9 protein-coding genes are annotated in these 16,893 nt (G+C 73.4%); 4 read left to right on the top strand and 5 right to left on the bottom strand.

Annotation, left to right across the window (positions count from 1 at the left end; genetic code table 11):
* Nucleotides 1-55: 55 nt before the first annotated feature.
* From D7318_RS16680 to D7318_RS16670, 3 genes are read left to right on the top strand one after another with little or no spacing between them, the layout of a single operon-like run.
* On the top strand, nucleotides 56-2,089 hold the full coding sequence (locus tag D7318_RS16680) for a dipeptide ABC transporter ATP-binding protein (protein WP_220729662.1): 2,034 nt from the start codon (nucleotides 56-58) through the stop codon (nucleotides 2,087-2,089).
* Nucleotides 2,086-2,973 (top strand): ABC transporter permease, encoded by an 888-nt coding sequence (locus tag D7318_RS16675; protein WP_220729660.1) that lies wholly within the window; start codon nucleotides 2,086-2,088, stop codon nucleotides 2,971-2,973. Before D7318_RS16680 ends, D7318_RS16675 begins: the two co-directional genes overlap by 4 nt.
* Before the next feature lie 17 nt (nucleotides 2,974-2,990).
* A complete protein-coding gene (locus D7318_RS16670) occupies nucleotides 2,991-3,989 on the top strand; it encodes an ABC transporter permease (RefSeq protein ID WP_120697906.1) in 999 nt (332 codons plus the stop codon).
* Between the two features lie 37 nt (nucleotides 3,990-4,026).
* On the opposite strand, the gene D7318_RS16665 is transcribed toward D7318_RS16670, so the two are convergent.
* The 5 genes from D7318_RS16665 to D7318_RS33965 all read right to left on the bottom strand — a co-directional run bounded on the left by D7318_RS16665 (nucleotide 4,027) and on the right by D7318_RS33965 (nucleotide 14,984).
* The gene (locus D7318_RS16665) at nucleotides 4,027-5,661 is read right to left on the bottom strand and encodes a GxGYxYP domain-containing protein (protein WP_120697905.1); all 1,635 of its coding nucleotides are present in this window, start codon (nucleotides 5,659-5,661) and stop codon (nucleotides 4,027-4,029) included.
* A gap of 12 nt (nucleotides 5,662-5,673) precedes the next feature.
* The gene (locus tag D7318_RS16660; RefSeq protein WP_183091444.1) at nucleotides 5,674-9,237 is read right to left on the bottom strand and encodes a glycoside hydrolase family 38 N-terminal domain-containing protein; all 3,564 of its coding nucleotides are present in this window, start codon (nucleotides 9,235-9,237) and stop codon (nucleotides 5,674-5,676) included.
* A gap of 834 nt (nucleotides 9,238-10,071) precedes the next feature.
* Entirely contained in the window at nucleotides 10,072-11,670 is a 1,599-nt protein-coding gene (locus D7318_RS16655; protein WP_183091445.1) for an FAD-dependent oxidoreductase, read from the bottom strand.
* A gap of 34 nt (nucleotides 11,671-11,704) precedes the next feature.
* A complete protein-coding gene (locus D7318_RS16650; protein WP_230423800.1) occupies nucleotides 11,705-13,360 on the bottom strand; it encodes an FAD-dependent oxidoreductase in 1,656 nt (551 codons plus the stop codon).
* The gene (locus tag D7318_RS33965) at nucleotides 13,350-14,984 is read right to left on the bottom strand and encodes an extracellular solute-binding protein (protein ID WP_120745048.1); all 1,635 of its coding nucleotides are present in this window, start codon (nucleotides 14,982-14,984) and stop codon (nucleotides 13,350-13,352) included. Before D7318_RS33965 ends, D7318_RS16650 begins: the two co-directional genes overlap by 11 nt.
* 292 nt (nucleotides 14,985-15,276) lie before the next feature.
* On the opposite strand from D7318_RS33965, the gene D7318_RS16640 reads away from it, so the two are divergent.
* The gene (locus D7318_RS16640) at nucleotides 15,277-16,857 is read left to right on the top strand and encodes an FAD-dependent oxidoreductase (protein WP_183091446.1); all 1,581 of its coding nucleotides are present in this window, start codon (nucleotides 15,277-15,279) and stop codon (nucleotides 16,855-16,857) included.
* Nucleotides 16,858-16,893: the final 36 nt, after the last annotated feature.

Raw genomic sequence — 16,893 nt, 5'->3', positions numbered from 1 at the left:
CCCCGCCGTTGTCCCGTTCCATCCAGTCCCTGTGAGGTCAGGAATGCTCCACACGATGGACGACACCACCACCGCCGACCCGCCCGTGACGCCCGTGGCGTCGCTGCGCGGGCTGCGGGTCAGCATGGCGCGCAACGGCGTGCGCTCCACCGTCATCAAGGGCGTCGACCTGGACATCAGGCGCGGCGAGATCCTCGGCCTGGTCGGGGAGTCGGGCTCGGGCAAGAGCGTCCTGAGCCTGGCGCTCCTCGGCCTGCTGCCGCGCGCGTCGGCGCCCGTGGTCTCCGGCACGCTCACCGTGAGCGGCGTCGACATGGCCGCGGGGCCCGAGGAGGAGCGGCGCCTGGCCAGGGGGCGGGACCTGGGCGTCGTGTTCCAGGACCCCATGACGTCGCTCAACCCGACGATGCGGATCGGCGACCAGGTCGCCGAGGCGGCCGGGTCGGGCGCGGAGGCCGTCCGGCTGATGCGCGCGGTCGGCGTTCCGCAGCCCGAACGCCGCATGCGCGCCTATCCGCACGAGCTGTCGGGCGGGCTCAGGCAGCGCGTCATGATCGCCATGGCGATCGCGGGCGGCCCCAAGCTCGTCGTCGCGGACGAGCCGACCACGGCGCTCGATGTCACCGTGCAGGCCCAGGTGTTGCGGGTACTGCGCGGACTGACCGACGACCTCGGGTGCAGCGTGCTGATGATCACGCACGACCTGGGCGTGGCCGGGCAGATCACCGACCGCGTCGCGGTGATGTACGCGGGCCGCATCGCCGAAGTGGGGCCCACCGCCCAGGTGTTGGAACGCCCCCGGCACCCCTACACCCTGGGCCTGCTCGCCTCGCGGCTCGGCCTCACCACCGAACGCGGCGCGCCGCTGCGGACGTTGGCCGATGACGCGGCCCCTGACGCCGCCCCCGCCGAGGGCGACACCGGCTGCGCCTACCGCACCCGGTGCCCGCTCGCCATGCCGCGCTGCGCCGACGAGCTGCCCCCGCTGGGCGAGGCGGCGACCGCCGCGCCCACGGCGTTTCCCCACCGGTCGGCGTGCCTGCTTGCCGACGAGGCGCGCCAACGGCTGCTCGGCGACGCCCCCGCGGCCGAGGCGGCGCCGGAGCCGGTGACCGAGGACGTCAAGGGCGAACGGGCCGAACGGGCCCAACCCATCGTCTCGACCACCGAGTTGCGCTGCGACTTCACCGTGCGGGACCGGCGAGGGCGCAAGGCCACCCTGGCGGCGCTGCGCGGCGTCACCCTTGATGTCGCGGCCGGGGAGTCGATCGCCCTGGTCGGCGAGTCGGGCTCGGGCAAGTCGACGCTGCTGCGGGTGATCGCGGGCCTTGAGACATCGTTCACCGGGGCGGTCGAGCGGCCGGGGAGGCGCCTCACGCAGATGGTGTTCCAGGACGCGGGCGCGTCGTTGACGCCCTGGCTGACCGTGCGGGAGCTGCTGACCGAGCGGCTCACCGGCCTGCGCCTCGACCGGCGCGCCAGGCGGGGGCGGGCGGCCGAGGCCCTGCGCTCGGTCGGCCTGCCCGAGGAGGCGCTCGACGCCAGGCCCGCCGAGCTCTCCGGCGGCCAGCGGCAGCGCGTCGCGCTGGCCCGCGCGACCATCGTGCCGCCCGCGGTGCTGCTGTGCGACGAGCCGACGAGCGCCCTCGACGTCTCGCTCGCCGCGAGCGTGCTCAACCTCATCAACACGCTCCGCCGCGACCTCGGCATGACGGTGATCTTCGTGACCCACGACCTGTCCGTGGCCAGGATCGTCGGCGACCGGATCGCGGTGATGTACCTGGGGCGGCTGGTGGAGACCGGCGCGGCCGACGAGGTGATCGCCGACCCCAAGCACCCGTACACCAGGGCGCTGATCTCGGCCGTGCCAGGGCTCGGCGTGACGCTGCCCGACATCGTCGGGGAGCCGCCGAGCCCCATCGACCCGCCGGGCGGGTGCGCCTACCACCCGCGCTGCGCGGTGGCACGCGAGGAGTGCGCGACCACGCTCACCGGGATCCAGCTGGTGCCCATCGGCCCACGGCCGCCCCGGGGTTCGGGGGAACAGCGGCGCGGCGTGGCGTGTGTGCACCGGGGTGAGCTCCGGTGACCGCGACCGTGACTCCCGGCGCGGTCACCGCCGTTGACGGGCCGCCGGGCCGTGGCAGGCTCCCGGGACCTCGGCTGCGCGGGGGGCCGCTCCTGAGCTGGGTGACGCTGGGCCTGGCCGGCCTGGTGACCGTGGTGGCGCTGCTCGCGCCATGGCTCGCGCCGCACGATCCGGTGCAGTCCGCCGGGGAGTTGTACGCGCCCGTCGGCTCGGGCGGCCACCTGCTCGGCACGGACGGCATCGGCCGCGATCTGCTGTCGCGCACGCTGCTCGGCCTGCGCACCAGCTGGCTGATGGCCCTCGCCATCGTGGCGCTCGGGCTGCTCGCGGGCGGGGTGATCGGCCTGGTGGCCGGGGCGTTCGGTGGCTGGGTGGACGCGGTGCTGATGCGGATCACCGACCTCTTCCTCGCCCTGCCGGGCACGCTGGTGGCCATCGCGGTGGCGGCGGCGCTGGGTTCGGGACTCGGGAACACGTTCCTGGCGATCTCGGTGGTGTGGTGGCCGTTCTACGCCCGCATCGTGCGCGGCGAGGTGCGGGCGCTTGCGGCCAGGCCGCATGTGGAGGCGGCCAGGATGGCGGGGGTCGGGCGCACGCGGCTGATCGTGCGGCACCTGCTGCCGGGCGTGGTGCCGTCGGCCGTGATCACCGCGAGCCTCGACGTGGGCAGCGTGGTGCTCGTGCTGGCCAGCCTGTCGTTCCTCGGCCTCGGACAGTCCGCCCCCGCACCGGAGTTGGGCGCCGACACGTCGAGGGCGCTGCCCGAGCTGCTGGCCCACTGGTGGATCCCCGCGATCCCGGGCCTGGCCGTCATGGCGCTGAGTCTGGTGGCGAACCTCGCCGGGGACGCGGTGCGCGACCTGCTGGCCCGCGACGGCCGTTGACACGAAGGGCTTCCCCGATGACTCCACGCTTCCTCGCCGCACGGGCCGCTTCGCTGCTCGGCCTGCTGCTCGTGCTGTCCCTGGTGCTCTTCGTGCTCCAGGAGATCTCCCACACCGACGCGGTGGCCGCCACGCTGGGCGCCAACGCCTCGCCCGAGGCCATCGCGGCGGAACGCGCCAGGCTCGGCCTCGACGACCCGGCCATCGACCGCTACCTCGACTACCTGGGCGGCCTGGTGACCGGCGACCTCGGCACGTCGTTCCGCACCAAGCACGCGGTGACCGAGGACATCGGCACCTACTTCCCCGCCACGCTCGAACTCGTCCTGTTCTCCTTCGCGTCGGCCCTCGCGCTCGCCGTGGTGTTCGCGCTCACCAGCGTGCTGCGCCGACGGGGCGCCGGGGTGTTCCGCGGGCTGCTGTTCCTGGCGTCCACCGCGCCGACGTTCCTGCTCGGCATCTTCAGCCTGGTCGTGTTCTACCTCCAGCTCGGCTGGCTCCCCGGCAGCGGGCGGCTCAGCGGCGCCCACGAGGCGGACGGGCCGACGGGGCTGCTGGTCGTCGACGGGCTGCTCACCGGCGATCCCGCCCTGAGCGTCGACGCGTTGGAGCATCTGCTGCTGCCAGGCATCGCCCTGGCCGTGGGCCCCGCGCTGGCCATCGGGCGCGTCTTCCGCTCCAGCCTGCTCGGCACGCTGGACGCGGAGTATGTCCGCACGGCGCGCTCCAAGGGGCTGACCGAGCGGCGGATCGTGCTGCGCCATGTGGTGCGCAACTCCCTCAACGCCGCGCTGTCCATGAGCGGTTTGCAGATCGGCTTCATGTTCGCGGGCGTGCTCGTGGTCGAGTCCGTCTTCAGCTGGCCGGGGCTCGGCAGCTATCTGGGGGCGAGCATCCCGGTCTCCGACTTCCCCGCCGTCGCGGGCGTGACGCTGGTGCTCGGCGCGATCTACATCGTGGCCAACACGGCGGCCGACGTCCTCCAGGGCATGGCCGACCCCCGGGTGGCGCGGTGAGCGCGGCCCGGGGGCGGGGGTCGAAGGGGCGGCGGCCTCAGGCGGCGGCCTGCCTGACCAGCCGGAAGAAGTGGTCGCCGCGCACCGCCATGAACCGGTCGTCGAGCCCGGCGATCACCGGGGCGGCCAGGGTCGGCGTCATGTCCCACGCGGCGAGGAAGATGGTGGCGAACACCGGGCGTTGGCCCCCCGCCGCGTCGAACTCGGCGGCGGCCACGTCGAGTCCGGCGCTCAGCTCGCCCTGGGTGAGCGCCATGCGCGAGCGGCCGATGGGCACCCCGGCGACGATCGGCTGCTCGGTCGTCCAGCCCGACCAGTTCTGGAAGAGGCCGACGGGGTCCATGCCGTCCGCGAAGGAACGCACTGACGCCTCGGTCAACGGCTCGTAGACGCTGTCGAGGCGGTTGATGATCGCGGTGGAGTCGATGCCGAGGGCGGCGCAGTAGCGGGCCGTGCGCTGCACGAATCCGTCGAACGTCGCGGTCGGGTAGGCGCTGGGGAAGACATAGCCGAGGCCCGAAGGGCCGCTCAGCAGATAGTCGTTGGGGTTCGCGGTCGACTGGTACCAGGAGTACAGCGCGGGCGCGGCGTCCAGGATCTCGGGCGGCACGGGCCAGTTGATCGGGATCTCGCCCCTGGCCGGGTCGTCCCACAGCTGCCGCATCTTGTGCTGCGCGTACTGGAGGTTGTCGCCGTCGCTGTAGACGAGGGTGACATAGATCTTGTTCTCGAGGGCCGGAGTGGGCGGCCGGGGCGGGGAGTTGTCCACGGGGGGCCGCACCCCGCCCCACACGGTGAGGTTCTGCGCGGTGTCGGCGGCCAGCACGTGCACGCTGCGCCGGGACAGCAGCTCGACCATGGGGCTCTCGTAGGGGGCGCCCGCGGTGTCGCCGCGCAGCCAGCCGATGTACGGGGCGTGCGTGGGGAGTTCGTCGGCGAGCCGCGCGACGAGGGAGCGCTGCGCCGGGTCGTGGTAGTCGAGCCACACCATCAACGCCCGGTTGGCGATGGAGTAGTCGCGCAGATAGGCGGTGAGCGAGGTGTTCATGCTGCACACCATCCGGCGCTCGGTGCGCGGCCACAGGTTGTCGATCTGCCAGGTGGACGCCTCGAGTTCGTCGGCGAACCGGCCGCGCAGGTCCTCGACCACCGGCAGGCCGAGGTTGGCCGCGGTCGTCGCGCTGGCGATCACCGCGTCCTCGAGGCCCGCGAGGGTGGTGGCAACGCTGATGGTCTGCGGCAGCTCGGGGTCGGGGATGATCGCCCCCGTGATCTCGCCGCGGAACCGCTCGACCAGCTCGCGCAGCGGCAGCGGGTCACCGTACGGGACGCCGGTCTCGGGCAGCCAGGTGGTCTTGCCCTCGCCCACGTCGGCCAGCAGGTAGACGCGGGGGGTGGTGCGGTTGACGATGCCCTGGAGGCTGATCAGCGTGAGCTGTTCGGAGGGGGTGCGCCCCGAGAGGTCGGCGGTGACGAGGCTCGTGGGGGCGGCGAAGCGCGGCAGGGCCTGGGGCCCCGGCCAGCTGATGCCAGCGGCGGCCACGCCGCCCGCCGCCGCCGTGGGGGTGGGCGCGGTGGGGGGCGCGGCGTGGGCGGTGGCCGTGCCGAGCAGCGGGATCGCCGCTCCGGCCGCGGCGGCGGTGCCGAGGAAGGTCCTTCGGTCGAGGTGCATGGGGTGCGGCTCCTATCGCAGCTTGACGGTGGCGACCTGCCAGGCCGTCAGGTCGAGGGTGAAGTGCTCGCCGTTCAGGGGGAGTTCGTTCAGCTCGTGCTCGTCGGCGCGGCACAGGACGGCCGCGTCGCCGGTGTGGCGCAGCCTGAGGGTGCGCGGCCCAGGGGTGAGGTTCTGGACGCGGAGCAGCAGCCCGCGCCGGTCGCGGGGCTCGGCCACGGTGGCGTGGCAGTCGCCGGGGAGCCCGAGGTCGAGCAACGTGCCGCCGGGGGCGGGGAGTCGGCGGGGCTCGGAGTCGTGCTTGTCGAGGCGCGTGACCTCGGAGACCATCGGGGCGGCGCGCGTTTCGAGGCCGAAGCGGGAGGCGGCGGCCGGGTCGAACGCGCCCAGCGGGGTGAACGCGTACCGCAGCGTCAGCGAACCCTCCTGCTCCGGTGGGGTGTTGGTGGGCCAGTAGTTGTTCATGACCCAGGACATGACCGTGCCGTTGGTCGCCTCGAACGTCTCGGCCCAGGTGCCGCGCACCACGTCGCCGACCGTGAACAGCGGGGCGTCGACCGAGCACCACGCGATGTCGTCGACGGCGACGCCGTGGTGGGTGGTGAACCACTCGTTGCACGCGCCGGGGGCGTGGTCGGTCGCCGGGTCGATCCAGCCCTGCTGGCGGTCGTAACGGACGCGGGGCCGGGTCCCGTGCGCGGTCGCCTGGAGGAAGGGGAAGGGGACGTAGACGGACTCCTTGGCCAGGACGCGCTCCTTCTCCAGGCGCACGGTCAGCTCCACGCGGTCGTCGTCGTCGCGCAGCAGCAGGTCCGTCTGGACGAACGGCAGGCTCGGCCCGGTGCCGACGGCCCGCAGCCGCCAGCCGTCATGGGTGCGAGCCAGCCCGACCGGGGTCAACGCGGCGGTGGCGACGGTGAGTTCGGGGGGCGCGGTGGACGGGCGGCGGGCCAGCAGGGAGCTGCGGGGCGCGCGGGCGTGGCGGTGCGGGACGCCGGTGTGGGCCGGGCGGTCGCCCCGCGTGAGGGAGTCGGGCCCGTTGAGCACATGGAGCACCTGGCCGAGCCGGTAGGGCGACGCGGGGTCGAGGAGGCGGCGCCCGGTGGCGCGGTGGACGAGGCCGACGACCGCGCCGGTGGCGGGGTCGAGCTCCACCTCCCAGCGCGCGGTGGTGAGTTGGTCGGGCACGGGCCGCCACTCGGGCGGCGCGAAGGCCGTGGCGGGGGCGGCGGGGCGGGCCGCGTCGGCGGTGGGGTCGCCCTCGTCGCCGTTGGGGTTCACCTTGTGGGCCGCGCCGAGCGGCAGGGCGCGATAGCCGAAGCCCGGCACATCGGGCACGGTGAGGCGCACGCGGTGCAGCCCGTCGCAGTCCTCGAGCACCTCGTAGGGGAGCGCGGGATCCCCGATCGGGGTGCCCGCCGGCACCTCGGCCTCGACGGTGACGGCGCGCGTCCAGCCGAGGGGGTTGTGCACCAGCAGGGTGGGCCCCTCGGTGCTGACCAGCTCGCCCAGCTGACTGAGCGCGCGCCGCCCCTCGTCGAGGGCCGCCCGGTGGGCGGTGTGCACACGGTGCCGCTTCCAGTCGAGCTGGTCGCCGACCTGGTCCCCGTGCGGGTGCCCGACGCTGTGCGACCACGTCCACGTGTGCTCGCACCCGTAGAGCGCGCCCTCCCAACCCCGGTCGAGCTCCGCCCTGTTGGGCCGGTAGCCGGGGTCGGCCCGGGCCACCAGGGCGGCGAGCCCCTCGGCGGCGGGCAGCGCGGACTGGGCCGCGCGGTGCTCGGCGACCACGGCGGCGCCCGTTCCCACGCCGTCCTCCCAGTAGCTGCCGCCGTCGCCGCGCCACAGCGGCAGCCGGTCGGTCAGGGGGCGCACGGCGGCCAGGTAGTCGGCGAGGGTGGACACCCGAAGCCTGGGGTGGGCGTAGACGGCGTTCCAGCGGGCGGCGAAGCCCGCGTCGCCGTCGGCCAGGTCCTCGTTGTCGGCGTGGGTGCCGATCAGCGCGAGGTCGTGGGGCAGGTGGTCGGGGCGTTCATAACGGGCCAGATAGCGGGGCAACGACTGGGCCCCGCCCGTGACGGTCTGCGGGTCGGCGACCATGAACCGGAGCTGGGAATACGCGTCGGCGAAGTGCGTCAGCACGGTGCTGCCGTCCACGCCCTGCCAGCGCACGGGGCTGGCGAGGTGCTGGGCGTCGCTGTCCGCGTTGGCGCCCCTGCTGTGGTTCTCGATGCCGACGAACGCGGTGATGCCGAGCGCCGTGAGGATCGCGGGCAGGGCGGAGCTGTAGGAGGGGACATCGGTGAGGTTGGCGTAATCGACGGGGACGCCGTGCTCCTCGCGCAGCCGGGCGGCGGCGTACGCGGCCCGGTAGGTCTCCTCGAGGCTGGCGACGCCGGACAGGAAAAGGCTGTGGAACGCGTTGACAGCCAGGCGGCGTTCGCGCAGCGCGGCGAGCACGCGCTCGGCGCGCCCGGGGGCGCGGGTGGCCAGGTACTCGTCGAGGATGAGCGAGCCGTCGAGCGAGAAGCGGAAGCCGTCGTCGCGTTCGAGGGCGGCGAGGGCGCGGTCGAGGTTGCGGCTGTGCAGCTCGAGGACCTTGCCCTGGGTGTCGGTGTAGCCGACGTCGAGGTGGACGTGCGGGATGAGGTGCAGGGTCCACTTGCGGGCCGGGTGGAGCGTGCACGCGAACGGCTCGCCGCCTGACCCCGCCAGCCGGACGGTGGCCTCGGTGGGCCCTTCGAGCTCCGGCACCGGGAAGCGGACCCTGACATCGCCGAAGTCCCGTCCCGGCCTGCGGAGTTCGAGGTGGTGGACCCGACCCGCCAGGTGGACGTCGGCGGCGGACGGCCAGGGCGCACCGGCGGGCACGCGCACGGTGAGGTCGATCAACGCGTCGAGCCCGGTGGCGCGTTGGACATACAGGGGGGTGGGGGCGAGGGCCACATCGGCGGTCGGCGGGGCGGGCGCGGCGGCGGGCAGCAGGTCGAGGCCGCGCCAGGTGATGCCCGCGCCGAACCAGTTGCCGTACTGCTCGCGGTGGCACGGGAGTTCGCGGTCGAGGGCGTCCAGCGCGGGCCCGTCGAGCCCGGTGGCGGCGGCCCGGTCCACGGTGGTGGACAGCGAGAGGAGATGGGCGCCGGGCGCGAGCCAGGCGGCGGGCAGGTGGATGTCGAGGGCGCACTCCCCCGCGATGGGCCCCTGCCGGTCGACCTCGGCACGGTCGTCGCGCACGACGTGGGGGTGGAAGAGGCCACGGTGCGCGCCGTCGAGGTCCACGGCGAGGTCGGGACAGGGCCCGTGCGACCCGGCGAACCGCAGCCGCAGGACACACCCGTCGCCCGGCACCTGCCCCCGCGCGACGTCGAAGGCGATCTCGAGCCGGTGCTCGCGCCACCCGGTGCTCGCGTTGAGAGGGCTGGGATGGAAGAGGGGCCAGTCCCGCTCGGGCGACACCCCGACGCGATACCGCAGCACGGGATCCTCGCCCGAGGGCCACTCCCCGCCGAACACCGAGGCCCGACTGGCACTTTCGGGCACCCCGATGCGCCAGAGGGGCACGGACTGAACAGACACAGACGACCTCCGGTCAGGTAAACGTTGGCTCCGCGATGTGAGCTCCGCTCGGTTCGCCGAGCGGACGGGCGGCGGAACGGTGGGAGGTGGCCCACCGGGCCCCGCGCCCTGGTACGACAAGTCCGGACGAGACCCACACCAGGCCACGGGCCGGAACCACGAGACCGGACCGAGGCGAGCCATCGGCCAGCACCGGCCCGGGCCCGACCCGGCACGACCAAGCGGCCACCCGGCGCCGCCCGGATCCGCCAAGGCCGGGACCACCAAGCCAGACGGCCAGACCAAGCCACGGGCCCGGACCGAGGCGAGGGTTCGGCCCGGCCGAACGGGACCGCCGAGCCGGACGGAGGCACCGCCCCCCGGCCACGCCCAGCACCGACCCGGCACGGCCTCGCCGAGCGGACACCGGGACACCGGGGCACCGGCCGGACGCGTTCCGGGAAGTCCCGGACCACCGGCCCTGACGCCATCGGTTCGGGATGAAGCCGTGACCCACCGGCCGGACCGAGCGAAGCCCGGGCCGCCCCAGCCGAGGTCCCGGGGACCGTCCGGCCCGGACAGGTACAGGACCTCGGGCCACCCGCCCCCGCCCCGGTCGGAGAAGGCACGGGCCGCAAGGCCAGCACCCGCCCCCGCCCGGGGGCGAACCGGACGGAACGACCCTTCGGCCGGTCCCGGCACAGCCAGCCCGGCCAAGCCGAGCCAGCCCCGCAGGCCGCCAGGCCACAGGCCGCCAGGGCGGCGGCCTTCGTCGCGCTCTGCGCGACGGGGCCCGCCGCCCCTGGCGGCCCACCCGCACCCCCCACCACCCGCACCCGACAACGGCTCAGCGCGCTACGTCGCGAGCACGCTACCGAACTCCTCCAACGACGCCGCCAGATCCGCGTAGCGGTACGACTGCACCGGCTGGTTCCTGGCGATCGACTGGGCCGCGAGCTCGCCCGCGGCCTCGCCGAGCATGCCGTAGTTGGGCTCCATCCGCGGGGACAGATAGGCGACATGGCTCGCCGAGAAGCAGATCGGCACGGTGAGGTTGTCGATGGAGCCAGACGAGGGGAAGAGTGACTCGGCGGGGATCTGGTAGAGGTCCACCAGCACGTTGCCCTCCTCGCCCGTGAGCGAGCCCTCGCCGATGAGGTAGCGGGTCCCGTCGGGATACAGCTGCACGGTGTGGCAGTCGAGGCCGTACTGCCAGCAGGCGACGGATGTGGACTTGGTGTTGTTCGGCGCGAACAGGTCGTGCTGCGTGAGGACATGGGCGCCCTTCATGCGCCGCCCCTCGCGGATGTAGAGCTGGTGGGGGAAGCCCGCGCCGTGCGGGCTGTCAGTGAACTCGTCGGCGGGCAGGCCCCAGGTGGCGGTGTCCGCGCGGAACGACTCGGGCAGGGAAGGGTCGTTGGCCAGCCAGTACTGCATGCCCTGGTGCCAGCGCGCCTGTTGGGCGATGATCTCCTCGCGCCTGGCCCAACTGCCGTCCGGGTATTCCCAGCTGGCGCCCGGCAGGTCGTAGCCGATGAACAGGCCCTGGTTCGTCTGGTGCTTGCCGCCGGGGATGGCCGCTGTGGTGCCGACCATCTGGGTCATGCCGGTGATGCCGCGGTACTCGAGCAGCGACCGCAGGTGGGTGTAGTCGGCGGGGTCGTAGCCCTCGGGGCGCGGGAACGGCAGCCGGTCGGCGGCCTGGGTGAGCACGCCGCGGAAGTTGTACGCCTGCACCTTCTCGTCCGCGTCGCCCTCGGCCCCGGTGGGCACGGGGCCCACGGGGTAGCCCGTGTTGGGGTTGAAAAGACCGCGGCGCAGCACGGAGTTGGGGCGGAAGCCCGCGTAGGACTCGTCGTAGGTGGCCGAGGACTCCCGGCCCACGTGGTAGGGGACGCCCGCGGCGGCCATCAGGTCGCCCTCGTAGGAGGCGTCGATGAAGAAGCGGGCCGTGACCCATCCGGCGGATGACCGCACGGACTCGATGCGCCGCCCGTTCAGGGTCAGGTCGGCGGGGCCGTTGATCCGCTGGTTCTTGCGGATGACGGCGCCCGCCTCGTCGAGCAGGCGGCGCGCGATGAGCCTGGCCACCTTGGGCTCGAAGCGGTACTGGGCCGGGGAGCCGACGCCGTAGTGGGCGCCGATGGCGTCGAAGAAGGACGTGCGGGTGAGCCCGGCGAGGGCACCGATGGTGTTGGGGATGTCCGTCTTGACCAGGCCGCCGCTGACAACCCCCCCGATGTGGTTGGTGGGTTCGAGGACGCATGTGGTGTAGCCGCGCCTGCTCAGGCGCAGGGCGGCCATGATCCCGGCCAGGGTGGCGCCGTACACGACGGCGTCGTAGCTCTCGGCGCGCGGGACCGCGGTGGTCCCGGCTCTCGCGGCGGGGGCCGCGGCCAGGGCTCCTGCGGTGGCGGCGGTGGCCGCCGCGGTCAGGAAGCGTCGTCGCTCCATGGGTGGGGTCATGGGTGGGGTACTGCCTTCCTGGTCAGGCCCGCCGCTGGGGGCGGGCGTAGAGCGGGGTGGCGTTCCGGCGGGCCTGGGAAGGCCGGGTGGTGCGGATCGTCGCGGGCCAGGTGACCGGCGCGCCGAGGGTGCCGGTGAGCAGCCGTTGCAGGTCCTCGGTGGCGCGCGGGGAGTCGGCGACGGCGTGCGGCTCGGTGCGTTCGGCGGCGCAGTGGGCGGCGAGGGCGCCGACCGCCTCGCCGATGGACCACTCCACGGGGTGCAGGCGGTAGCAGCCGTTGGTGAGGTGGGTGGTGCCGATGTTCTTGGCGGCGGGCAGGAGGTTGCGCAGCCGCACGGGGATGAGGGCGCTCAGCGGGATCTGGAACGGGTAGCACTCCAGGTTGACGTAGGAGACACCGGATGAGCTCGGGTGCAGGTCGATGTTGTAGTGGCCGACGCCGACGCTGTCAGGGAACGTGGCGGCGCCCGCGCCCTCGGGCCTGTCCACGACGGCGACATGCTGTTCGAGAACGGTGAACCTCGCCCGGATGCGCCGGGCTTCGCGGATGTAGACGGACTTGGCGAGGCCGTCGTCGGTGTCCACCAGGTCGGGGCGAAGGCGCAGCCCTGGGAGGTCCTGCTCGGTCTGCATCCAGTGCAGATAGCTCAGGGAGAGCTCGCGGCAGCGGGTCAGGGCGCGGGCGCGGTCGGCCGCGGTGACGCCGGGGCCGATCAACGGGGCTTCCCAGTAGTCGGTGTTGGGCCAGTTGACGAGGGTGATCTCGGAGTCGAACGCGCCTGGCTCGAACGGGGCGAGGGCCCTGATGCGGCGGAAGTGCCACAGGTCGCGCGAGGTGGGGGCGTCGATGGGGTCCTCGAAGACGCGGTTCTCGCGGGCGCCCATGGTGTGGATGTCGATCTTGTCCCAGGAGAGTTGGGGCCCTGGCCAGAACGGGTCGGTGTGGGTGCGCCAGTGGTCGTAGGAGGGCGGGCGTTCGACGATGTGGCTCTCGCCCGGCCGGTATTCGAGCGGGAAGCACCATGTGATGGCCTGCTGGTCGAGCGGGTCGGCGACGGGGGCGCCATGGGGTTCGCCGGTGTCGTCGCGGGACTCGGCGCCGATGACGTGCTCGGCGTCGGCGAGTTCGAGGAGGTCGCCGAGCTCGGTGGCGTCGACGACGAGCGGCGCCTCGAACGTGACGCGTCGGCCGTCGCGCGCGTTCTCGAACGTCACCGCCGTCACCCGGTCGCCCTCGGTGTGGGCGGCGACGGGCGTGTGGTGGTGGAGCACGGTGACGCGGCCCGACGAGCGGTGGGGGGCCAGGAGTTCGTCGATGACAGCGACGGCGGCGCGGGGCTCGTGGCAGAGGCGACTGACCATGCCGAGCCCTGGGTTGAGGGTGGGGTCGGCCGAAGCCTCGGCGGTGAGGGGGTAGTTGCGGCGGTAGTGGTCGCGGATGCGGGAGCGGAGCGTGGCGTAGCTGGTGGCGATGTGCTCGGTCTCGATCCAGGGGTGCTCGTCGGACGGCACGGCCTGGGCGGTGAGTTGGCCGCCGAGCCAGTCGGTCTCCTCGGTGATGACCACGGTGAGGCCCAGGCGCGCGGCGGTGAGGGCGGCGGCGACCCCGCCGAGGCCGCCGCCCGCGACCAGCAGGTCGGGGCGGCCGACGGCGGTGCGTGCGACGTCAGTTGGCACGGGCGAACTCCGCCTCGTACTCGGAGCGGATGGCGTCGCCGCCCTGGTTGCGCCAGTCGCGCACGGCGTCGTCCCAGTCGGAGACGGGCTTGTTGCCCTGCATGATCTGGTTGAGTGTGTCCTGCATGAGCCGCTGGATGACGCCCTTCTTGGTGGTGTCGGTGTCGGAGTAGAGGCCGGATCCCGCGCTGCGCACGAGCCCGGGCACGACGCGTTCCTGGTAGGCGTGTTGGGCGCGGACGCGCGTCTCGTCGCCGGGGCCGAGGAACGGCGGCCCGTCGGTGAGGTATTCGAGCGGGAGCCTGGTCTGGGTCTCGCCCGCGCCGGTGAGGGTGGGGACGCCGTTCTCGAAAGTGAAGTGCTCGCCCTCGACGCCATAGGTGCGGAAGAGGTGTTCCTCCGTGCCGAACGGCGCGGCGAGCCAGTTGGCGAGGGAGAGCAGCTGCTCGACGCGCCGGGCGTCGTCGGTCTTCTTGAGCGCGGTGAGCGCGAACGTGGCGCCACCGGCGAAGTGCGCGGCGTCGCCGCCGCCTTCGTAGGCCGGGGCGACCACGGCGCCCACGGAGATGTCGTAGGTGTGGGTGAGCAGGTCCCAGGCGGCGGCGCCGTCGCGGTTCAACGCGGTCTTGCCGATGCCGAACCAGATGCGCGGGTCGGACGTGGCGGCGAACGAGTCGGGGTGGAAGACGCCTTCGCGCACCAGGCGGGCGAGGTCGTCGGCGGCCTGCTTGGCCTCCTCCGTCTCGAACCACGACGTGAACTCCCCGCCCTGCTCGCCCCATTCGTTGGGCGCGCCCAGCATCTGCATGAGGAACGCCCAGGTGGACAGGGGACCCGCGGAGCCGAAGCCGAGCGCCCAGTGGCCCGCGCGCTCGTCGGTGAGGCCCGCGCACAGCTCGGCGAACTCGGCGAAGTCGGCGGGCTCGGGGTTGAGTCCGCGCTCCTCGACGAGGTCGGCGCGGCACAGCATGATGTTGCCGACCGAGGGGCGTGGCGTGGGGAGGGCGTAGATGCCGCCGTTGTAGACGCACGTGCGCCAGGACTCGGTGGGGATGTTCGCGAGGAACGGGTAGGCGCGCACGGCGTCGCCCGACAGGTGCTCGGTCAGGTCGGTGAACTGGGCCTTCAGGAGCTGGGCGCGCTGCGGCTGGTCGAGGCGGATCTCCACCAGGTCGGGCAGGTCGCCGCCGGCCAGCACGGCCGAGAGGCGCTGCATGTAGCTGGAGTCGGGCACCATGTTGAGGCTCAGCTCGGTGCCGAGGCGCTCGTTGAGTGCCTGCCAGAACGGATTGTCCCCGGCGGCGGGCGGCACGGGGTCGAAGATGTTGACGAGCGCGGTGATCCCCTCGCCGCCGCTGCCCGGGTCGCCCTCGATGCCGCGCACGGGCGTCGGATAGGCGAAGTACCCGGCGAGCACGCCGTCCTGGGAGGCCGGGAGGTCGGGCGTGACGCCGGTGAAGGGGACATGGTCGGGGAGCGTGACCGCGCGGTTGGCGGCGCCCTGGGCCGAGGAGTCGGCCCCGCCGTTGCCGCAGCCCGTCAGCAGGGGGAAGGACGCGGTGGCGAGTGCCGCCCCCGTGGCACTCGCGAGGAAACGGCGGCGGCTCATGGGTCCGATGGTCACGGCGGAACCCCTTCCAGCGATTGCTAATATCGGTAATAGGGGCGCGACTTGATCTGGTGCACATCTGGCGCCGGTTGCCGATGAAGCTAGCCGACGGCCACGGTGATGCGTCAAGATGCGTGCACCGCCTGATTTTCCAGGGGGTTACGCGCAGGTGTCGGTCCATCAAGAATTAGCAATATCACTGGTGGACTTGGGTGATACGCCGATGCTATGAATGTCCCCCGGCCCATCAGCCGTCCGTGCCCATCAGCCATGCATGCCCATCAGTCATCAACGTGGAGGGACATCGATGCCCGCAGGGGAAGCGCTCGCAGGACTCCGCCACTGGCACCCGCCCGGGGCCAGGGGCGCACAACCCCCGCTCGTCGAGGCCGATCTCGTCGTCTACGGCGGCACATCGGGCGGGGTCACCGCCGCCGTACGCGCCGCCCGCGCGGGCCTGTCCGTGGTGCTCGCCGTCTTCGGCGACCACGTCGGCGGCATGACCACGGGCGGCCTCGGCCTCACCGACACGGGCCACCCCGACTCCGTCGGCGGCCTCGCCCGCGCCTTCTACGACCAGGTGGCCGGGCACTACGGATCACCCGCGCCCCGCTGGGACTTCGAGCCGCACGTGGCCGAGGGCATCCACGAGCGCTGGCTCGCCGACGCGGGCGTCGAGGTCCGCCGCCGCCAGCACCTGGAGTCCATCACCCTGGCGGAAGGCCGGATCGAGGAGCTGCGCACCGACGACGGCACGCGCTACCGCGCGCCCTGGTTCGTCGACGCGTCCTACGAGGGCGACCTGATGGCCGCCGCGGGCGTCACGTACACCACCGGAAGGGAGCCCGCCACGGCCTACGGCGAGTCCCTGGCCGGCGTCCGGCCGAGCACCAACCACCAGTTCCGCTTCCCCGTCGACCCCTATGTGACGCCGGGCGACCCGGCCAGCGGCCTGCTGCCCGGCATCTCGCCCGACCCGCACGGCGAGCCCGGCGAGGGCGACCACCGCGTCCAGGCGTACACGTTCCGCCTGTGCGTCACCACCGCGGACGACCGGCTGCCGTTCCCGCGGCCCGACGGCTACGACCCCGGCCGCTACGAGCTGCTGCGCCGCCATGTCGCCGCGGGCGGCTACGAGTTGTACGGGCGCACATGCCTGGTCCACTCGGGGCCGCACGGCGACGTGTTCGACATGAACAACCACGGCGCGTTCTCCTCCGACCACATCGGTGCCAACTACGACTGGCCCGACGCCGGGCACGCCCGCCGCGAGGAGATCTTCCAGGACCATGTCCGCTACCAGGCAGGGCTGTTGTACTTCCTGGCCAACGACCCCGGGCTGCCAGCGGCCGTTCACGAGGAGACGCGCCGATTCGGCCTGTCCCCACGGGAGTTCACCGACACCGCGCACTGGCCCCCGCAGCTCTACATCCGCGAGGCCCGCAGGATGGTGGCCGGTTACGTCGTCACCCAGGCCGACGGCACGGCCCGCGCCTCCGCGTCCGACCCGGTGGCGCTCGCCTCCTACGTCATGGACTCGCACAACGCCAAGCGCGTCGTCGTGGACGGCGCCCCGCGCAACGAGGGCAACGTCCAGCAGAGCGTGACCCGCCCGTTCGGCCTGTCCTACCGCGCGCTCGTGCCACGCCCGGGCGAGTGCGAGAACCTCCTGGTCGCGGCGGCCGTCTCGGCCTCCCACGTGGCCTACGCGTCCGTCCGCATGGAGCCCGTCTTCATGATGCTCGGCGAGGCCGCGGGCGCCGCCGCCGCGCTGGCCCACGCCGAGGGCTGCCCGGTCCAGAAGGTGCCCTACGAGGCGCTGCGCCACGAGCTGCTCGCGGGCGGTGCGATCCTCGACTGGCCACCGCCCGCGGCCGAACGCCCGTAGCCGCCACGGCGGTTCAGCAGTCCCCGACGACGACCG

This window comes from Streptomyces radicis (assembly GCF_003626575.1).
Lineage (GTDB): Bacteria > Actinomycetota > Actinomycetes > Streptomycetales > Streptomycetaceae > Streptomyces > Streptomyces radicis.
Note: the sequence above shows the minus strand (reverse complement) of the source record. Positions and strands in the feature narration are given on the sequence as shown.

Coding starts and splice junctions, on each gene's coding strand:
- D7318_RS16655 (WP_183091445.1), bottom strand. CDS start 11,670: ATGGAGCGACGACGCTTCCTGACCGCGGCGGCCACCGCCGCCACCGCA.
- D7318_RS16640 (WP_183091446.1), top strand. CDS start 15,277: ATGCCCGCAGGGGAAGCGCTCGCAGGACTCCGCCACTGGCACCCGCCC.
- D7318_RS16665 (WP_120697905.1), bottom strand. CDS start 5,661: ATGCACCTCGACCGAAGGACCTTCCTCGGCACCGCCGCCGCGGCCGGA.
- D7318_RS16670 (WP_120697906.1), top strand. CDS start 2,991: ATGACTCCACGCTTCCTCGCCGCACGGGCCGCTTCGCTGCTCGGCCTG.
- D7318_RS16680 (WP_220729662.1), top strand. CDS start 56: ATGGACGACACCACCACCGCCGACCCGCCCGTGACGCCCGTGGCGTCG.